This window comes from Nocardia sp. NPDC059180, assembly GCF_042754945.1.
Classification (GTDB): Bacteria; Actinomycetota; Actinomycetes; order Mycobacteriales; family Mycobacteriaceae; genus Nocardia.
The window spans coordinates 85,940-92,991 of sequence record NZ_JBHZBU010000007.1 but is presented as its reverse complement, the minus strand read 5'-3'; the positions used below and the strand labels follow the sequence as shown (position 1 = coordinate 92,991).

Sequence of the window (7,052 nt, the reverse complement as noted above, 5' to 3'; positions counted from 1 at the left end):
GTCTTTTGTTTATACGCCACCGCGGCTCGCGCGAGCGGCCCGCGGGCGGCGGCCCCCCCCCACCCTTGGCCGCGGCGGCCCCCACTGGGGGGGGCCCCGCCGCTCTGTCTTTCGAGTCCTATAGCGGGACGTGCCGGAGACGGCCGGCTCCGGTGGTGTAAAGGTGGATCCATGACGCAACAGCAGACCGAAGCGCCCGCCTCGCTGGCCGACATCACCCCCGAGCTGATGACCGAATACAGCAAAGGCACCTTCACCGATCTCATAGGGCTGCGCTACACCGCTGTCGGCCCGGATCTGGTCCGCGGCGAATGGGAGGTCACCCCGAAGCTGCATCAGCCCGCGGGCATCCAGAACGGCGGCGTGCTGTGCACCGTCATCGAATCGCTGGCCAGTGTCGGCGGCGGCGTCTGGTATGGCGACCAAGGCAACGTGGTCGGCGTGAACAACAACACCGACTTCCTGCGTGCGGTCCGCGAGGGCACGCTCGTCGGCGAAGCCACTCCGTTGCATCGGGGCCGGCTCCAGCAACTGTGGCAAGTCGTGATCACCGACGAGACCGGCCGACAGGTGGCGCGCGGTCAGGTGCGGTTGCAGAACCTGCCCAAGCAGTCCTGATTTCCCGATTCCGTGCGGCGATGACCAAGGCTGCGACGCCGTCGCCGAGTAGTTCAAGTCGAGAGATCGCCCCGCTAATCTGTAGCGATCGCGGACCGGCCTCGATGGGGTCCATGGAAACTCTTCTCGCTCAGCGGCTTTGCTTCGCGGGTTGTTACGATCGCGCGGGCGTCGGCCGAGGCGCCCCGGTGGCCGATGTCACCCGAAGTGAACGTGAGAAGGGCGGCGCCCACCCGATGGGCGCGGCCGCGCGGGAGTGAGGGAAAACGCTGTGTTGGGACTGACCAGGCGGCGCAGCCGGCAGATTCTGGCCGTGTTCGCGGTGCTCGCACTGGCCATGGGGATGTTGAGCTCGACCCTGTTCGACAAGGTGCAGGGCGGCGGATACATCGCCCCCGACAGCGAATCCAGCCGAGCCACCGAGGCGTTGGCCGATACGTTCGGACAGGCGCCGCCGAACCTGGTCCTACTCATCGAGGCCGACCGGCCCATCGACGACGACGAGGTCGCCACCGCCGCAACCGAACTGGTCGACCAGCTGAAGGCCGAAGCCGGCGTCACCGGCGTCGGCTCCTACTGGACCGACGAGACACCGGCTCTGCGCAGCGCCGATGGACGCAAGGGCCTGATCGTGGCCAGCATCCTCGGTGACGAAGCCGAAGTCGACAGCCGGGTCGGCGACATCGCCGAACGTTTCGAAGGCAGCCGCGGCCCGGTCGAGGTGCGTATCGGCGGGTACGCCATGCTCCTGCGCGAAACCGTGCAGCAAAGTGAAAAAGATGTGGTGATCGGCGAATCCATCGCCTTCCCGATCACGCTGATCGCGCTGCTGTTCGTCTTCGGCGGCCTGGTCGCGGCGAGTCTGCCGTTGCTCGTCGCCGTGGTCACCGTGATGATCACCATGGGCACCCTGTGGTTGATCGCCCTGGCCACCGACCTCGCCGCGACCGCGACCAATGTCGCCACCCTGCTCGGGCTCGGTCTCGCGATCGATTACAGCCTGCTGATGATCAACAGATTCCGCGACGAGCTGGTCGCGGGCAGCGATCCCGGCCCAGCGGTCGCGGCCACCATGCGCTCGGCCGGGCGTACTGTCGCCTTCTCCGCCGCCACCGTCGCCGTCGCGCTGTCGGGGCTGCTGTTCTTCCCGCTGCTCGCGGTCCGCTCGATGGGCTACGCCGGACTCGCTGTCGCGCTGATCGCGGCCACGGTCTCGTTGACCGTGCTGCCCGCGATCCTGTTCCTGGTCGGCACTCGTATCGACAAGGGGCAGCTCGGCTGGTTCTTCCGTGCACCGCGGCCCGCGCCCGGCGAAGGTTTCTGGCATCGGCTGGCCACCGCAGTCATGCGCAGGCCGGTGCCGATCGGCCTCGCCGTGGCCGCGCTGCTGCTGGTCCTCGGCGCACCGTTCCTCGGCATCAAACTCGGGTTCCCCGACGAACGTTCGCTGCCGGAGTCGATGAACAACCGTCAGGTCACCGAGGCGATTCAGCGTGATTTCACCATTACCGAGCAGAGCGGTCTGTTCATCGTGCTGCCCGAGGACAAGTCCGGCCTCGACGGTTACGCGCGCCGGATCTCCGATATCGACAATGTGCAGCGCGTCGACACCGCGACCGGCAGCTACGCCCACGGGGGCCTGCTCGCCCCGGCTGCCGACATCCACGAACAGTTCGGCGCCGAATCCGCCGCCTACCTGTCGGTGGTGCCGAATACGACCGACCCCGGGACGCTGGATCAGATCGTGCAGGACGTCCGGGCGGTCGAAGCGCCGTCAGCGGTGCTGGTCGGCGGGGTAGCGGCCGCCAACGCCGACGCCATCGACGAGGTGATCTCGACCCTGCCCATCGCGCTCGGGTTCGTCATGGTGGTGATGCTGGTGGTGCTGTTCCTGCTGACCGGCAGCGTGGTGCTGCCGCTGCTCGCGGTCGTGCTCAGCTTCCTCAGCCTCACCGCGACCTTCGGTGCGCTGGTGTGGATCTTCCAGGACGGCCACATGTCGGGCCTGCTCGATTTCACCGTGACCGGCGATCTGCCTGCCACCGTTCCGGTCATGCTGTTCGGTGTCGCCTTCGGTCTCGCCATGGACTACCAGGTGTTCCTGATGGCACGGATCCGCGAGGAATACGACCAGACCGGCAAGAACGAGGTCGCCATCGCGGTGGGCCTCGAGCGCATCGGCCGCATCGTCACCGCGGCCGCGGTGCTGATCTCGCTGGTGTTCCTCGGCTTCCTCGCCTCCGACATCACCTTCATGAAGGCGTTCGGTATCGGCCTGCCGTTGGCGGTGCTTGTGGACGCGACGCTGGTGCGCGGATTCCTGCTGCCCGCGGCGATGAAGGTGCTCGGCGACTGGAACTGGTGGGCGCCCGGTCCGCTGCGTCGGCTGCACGATCGGTACGGCCTGGACGAGGGGCCGTCGGTGCCGTCGGCCCGCGTCGACAAGGACGACTGGCGCCAGCCCGTCGGGGTCTGAACACGGCGGTGGTGTCCGCGCGAACGCGGACACCACCGAGTCGGTAGATCTGTCTCAGATTCCGCCGGTCGACAGCAGACCGCCGTCGACCCGCACCGTCTCGCCGGTGATCCAGCCGGATTCCTCCGACACGAGGAACGCGATCAACCGTGCGACATCCTCGGGCGCACCCAGTCGCTTCAGCGGATACACCTTCGCGGCGGCCTCTTCATCGGCCGAGTAGAGGGCGTCGGCGAAGGATGTCTTCACCACGCCGGGCGCCACCGCGTTCACCCGGATCTTCGGGCCGAGCTGCCAGGCCAGTTCCTCGGTGAGGCGGATCAGCGCGGCCTTGGACGCGCCGTAGGCGGCGATCACGCCGGTGGACCGGATACCGGCCACGCTGGCCACATTGACCACGGCGCCGCCGTGCTCACCCATCCACGCCCGGTGCGCCTGCTGGATGTAGCCGAGCGCCGCGACCACGTTCACGTCGAAGATCTTGCGGACCGCGTCGAGGTCGGCCTCCATGAGCGATCCGTACACGGGGTTGATGCCGGTGTTGTTGATCAGGATGTCGAGCGATCCGAATTCGGCCACCGCACGGTCGACCGCGGCCGCGCGGGCATCGGCGTCACCGGAGTTGCCCGCAAGCGCCACGACCTCACCTTGATGGCCGAGTTCGCGCAGCTGCGCGGCTGCCTGCTCCAGCGGCTCCGGCTTACGCGCGGTGATCAGCACATTCGCGCCCCGGCGCAGCAGCTCAGCGGCCACCGCGTGACCGATTCCGCGGCTGGCTCCGGTCACCAGCGCGCTCTTGCCCAACAGATCCGTAGTCATGTGATGTCACGTTACTTCAGTCGCCGTGCGGGTGGTGCGGTGCTGAGGTTGTCGGCTACTGACCGGAGAGCTCGGTGGCGGATTCGTGCCCGGCGGCGGCGACACGGCGCAGGAAGTCGGCGATCAGTTCGAGTTCCGTGGCGGAGTAGCCCCGGCAGATCTGCTCGATCCGGGTGTTCATACCCGAGAGCATCCGATAGACGTCCGGGTTGTGGTCGCGGGTGGTGCGCAGCGTGACCGCACGGCGGTCGGTCGCCTCGGGATCGCGTTCGCGGACGATCCAGCCGTTGCGTTGCAGGCGGTCGAGGATGCCGGTCATCGTCGCCGGATGCATGCCGGCGCGCCGGGCGAGGTCGCCGGGGCCGATCGGCTGGTAGCGATCGATCAGGTCCAGGCAGTTCCAGTCCGCGACATTGAGTGTCATCGTCGTGCCGTACTGGCGGTTGAGCAGCGAGAGCTGGGTATTGAGTTCGCGCAGTGCCTCCCTGACCGCGCCGGGCGAACGCCGATGCTGCCCAGGATCGACATCTGATACGTCATTCATATTGTACGACTCTCGTATTAGTTGATATGGTTTCCATATCTTATGGCTGCGAGGTCGATGTACATCGGAGCCACGCCTCCACGCGAAGGGATCTCCGCATGCGCCTCACTATTTTCGGAGCGAATGGGCCTACCGGCCGACTGCTCACCGGTCAGGCATTGGCCGCTGGCCACGATGTCGTCGCCGTCACCCGCCATCCGGACGAGTTTCCGCTGACGGGCGAGCGTCTGACCGTGTTCGCCGGCGACGTCCATCGCGCCGAATCGGTCGAGACGGCGATCGCCGGCGCCGACGCGGTGCTGTCCACGCTCGGCGTGCCCTACCGCAAGGAACCGATCGATACCTATTCGGTGGGTGTCGGGCACATGGTGGCCGCGATGCGCAAACACGAGGTTCGCCGCATCGCGGTGGTGTCGTCGAACGCCGTCGAGCCGAAACCGTTCTCCGGTGCGGGCTTCGTGTTCAACCGGGTCCTGGTTCCCTACATCACCCGCGTGATGGGCAAAACGCTGTACGACGACATGCGCCGGATGGAGGCGTTGCTGTCCGGCACCGACCTCGACTGGACCATCGTGCGCCCCGGCGGGCTGTACGAACTGCCCGAGGTGACCGACTATGTGCTGGCCGCAGGCTGGGTGGACCATCGGTACACCGCGCGCGTCGATCTGGCCGCGGGCCTGCTGCGGCTACTGGACGACGACCGGTTCGTCCGCACCACCGCCGCCGTCGCGACCACCACCGGCAACCCGACGATGTTGCAGCTGATGCGCTCGGAGGCGCTGGGCGGTAGCTGAGGTCGGCCGTCGTGGTGGCGGCTCTCACGTCCGCCGGGTGTCCGGACGACGGGGTGCGGCAGGTAAAATCGGTGGTTCGTGTGCGCATCGCATCGCACAATCGAGCTGCATCCCCACCACGCGCCTAGGAGACATCTGTGATCACCGCGACCGACCTGGAGGTCCGGGCCGGAGTCCGCACACTGCTGTCGGCCCCAGGGCCGGCCCTGCGAGTGCAGGCGGGCGACCGGATCGGCCTGGTCGGGCGCAACGGCGCGGGCAAGACCACCACGCTGCGCATTCTGGCCGGTGAGGGCGAACCCTACGCCGGCAAGATCCTGCGCTCGAGCGATGTCGGCTATCTGCCCCAGGACCCTCGCGAGGGCAACCTGGACGTGCTGGCTCGCGACCGGGTGCTGTCCGCGCGCGGCCTCGACACGCTGATCCGGGATATGGAGAAGCAGCAGGCGCTGATGGCCGAGGTGGCCGACGAGAAAGAACGTGATCGCGCGGTCCGCAAGTACGGCCGGCTCGAGGAGCGGTTCTCGGCACTGGGTGGGTACGTCGCCGAGAGTGAAGCCGCGCGTATCTGCAACAGCCTCGGCCTGCCCGACCGGGTGCTCGGCCAGGAGCTGCGCACCCTGTCCGGTGGTCAGCGTCGCCGCATCGAGCTCGCACGCATCCTGTTCGCCGCCTCCGACGGCAGCGGCGGCCGCTCCGACACCATCCTGCTGCTCGACGAGCCGACCAACCACCTCGACGCCGACTCCATCACCTGGCTGCGCGGGTTCCTGCAGAACCACGAGGGCGGGCTGATCGTGATCAGCCACGATGTCGAACTGCTCGCCGACGTGGTGAACAAGGTCTGGTTCCTGGACGCGGTGCGTGGTGAGGCCGATGTCTACAACATGGGCTGGCACAAATACCTCGATGCTCGCGCCACCGACGAACAGCGTCGCCGCCGCGAACGCGCCAACGCGGAGAAGAAGGCCTCGGCGTTGCGCGCCCAGGCCGCCAAACTCGGCGCGAAGGCCACCAAAGCCGTTGCCGCGCAGAACATGGTCAAGCGCGCCGAGCGGCTCATCTCCGAACTCGACGATGTGCGCGTGGCCGACAAGGTGGCGCGGATCAAGTTCCCCGAGCCCGCGGCCTGTGGCAAGACTCCGCTGATGGCAGAGAACCTCACCAAGGTCTACGGCTCGCTGGAGATCTTCACCGGCGTCGATCTGGCCATCGACCGGGGTAGCCGGGTCGTGGTGCTCGGCCTCAACGGCGCCGGCAAGACCACCCTGCTGCGCTTGCTCGGCGGGGCGGAGAAGCCCACTGCGGGCGGCCTGGTCGCCGGGCACGGTCTGAAGGTCGGCTACTTCGCTCAGGAACACGACACCCTCGACGACAACGCCACGGTGTGGGAGAACATCCGCCACGCCGCTCCGGATGCGGGTGAACAGGATCTGCGCGGTCTGCTCGGCGCGTTCATGTTCACCGGCCCGCAGCTGGATCAGCCGGCGGGCACCCTGTCCGGCGGCGAGAAGACCCGCTTGGCGCTGGCCGGCCTGGTCTCCTCGGCGGCGAATGTGCTGCTGCTCGACGAGCCGACCAACAACCTCGACCCGGTCTCGCGCGAACAGGTGCTCGACGCGTTGCGCACCTACGCGGGCGCGGTCGTGCTGGTCACCCACGACCCGGGCGCGGCCGAAGCGCTCTCGCCCGAGCGCGTGATCCTGCTGCCCGACGGCACCGAGGACCACTGGTCGGCCGAATATCTGGAACTGATTCAGCTCGCGTGATTTTCATCACCCGAATCCGTTGATCACGGACC

6 protein-coding genes are annotated in these 7,052 nt (G+C 67.6%); 4 read left to right on the top strand and 2 right to left on the bottom strand.

Features of this window, described 5'->3' with window-relative positions; translation table 11 throughout:
- Positions 1–171: 171 nt before the first annotated feature.
- Together ACFXNW_RS21730 and ACFXNW_RS21725 are read left to right on the top strand one after the other, a co-directional pair.
- A complete protein-coding gene (locus ACFXNW_RS21730; RefSeq protein WP_379419554.1) occupies positions 172–618 on the top strand; it encodes a PaaI family thioesterase in 447 nt (148 codons plus the stop codon).
- A gap of 271 nt (positions 619–889) precedes the next feature.
- Positions 890–3,094 carry an MMPL family transporter gene (locus tag ACFXNW_RS21725; RefSeq protein WP_379419553.1) on the top strand — a complete coding sequence of 735 codons (2,205 nt, stop codon included), beginning with the start codon at positions 890–892 and terminating at the stop codon, positions 3,092–3,094.
- A gap of 54 nt (positions 3,095–3,148) precedes the next feature.
- On the opposite strand, the gene ACFXNW_RS21720 is transcribed toward ACFXNW_RS21725, so the two are convergent.
- Together ACFXNW_RS21720 and ACFXNW_RS21715 are read right to left on the bottom strand one after the other, a co-directional pair.
- Positions 3,149–3,913, bottom strand: a complete 765-nt coding sequence (locus tag ACFXNW_RS21720; RefSeq protein WP_379419552.1) for an SDR family oxidoreductase — start codon at positions 3,911–3,913, stop codon at positions 3,149–3,151.
- A 55-nt stretch (positions 3,914–3,968) separates the two neighbouring features.
- Positions 3,969–4,457, bottom strand: coding sequence for a MarR family winged helix-turn-helix transcriptional regulator (locus ACFXNW_RS21715; RefSeq protein ID WP_379419551.1), 489 nt, complete (start codon positions 4,455–4,457; stop codon positions 3,969–3,971).
- 98 nt (positions 4,458–4,555) lie between these two features.
- On the opposite strand from ACFXNW_RS21715, the gene ACFXNW_RS21710 reads away from it, so the two are divergent.
- Both ACFXNW_RS21710 and ACFXNW_RS21705 read left to right on the top strand, forming a co-directional pair.
- The gene (locus tag ACFXNW_RS21710) at positions 4,556–5,251 is read left to right on the top strand and encodes an NAD(P)-dependent oxidoreductase (RefSeq protein WP_379419550.1); all 696 of its coding nucleotides are present in this window, start codon (positions 4,556–4,558) and stop codon (positions 5,249–5,251) included.
- Positions 5,252–5,388: 137 nt separating this feature from the next.
- The gene (locus tag ACFXNW_RS21705) at positions 5,389–7,020 is read left to right on the top strand and encodes an ABC-F family ATP-binding cassette domain-containing protein (protein WP_379419549.1); all 1,632 of its coding nucleotides are present in this window, start codon (positions 5,389–5,391) and stop codon (positions 7,018–7,020) included.
- The last annotated feature ends 32 nt before the right edge of the window (positions 7,021–7,052 follow it).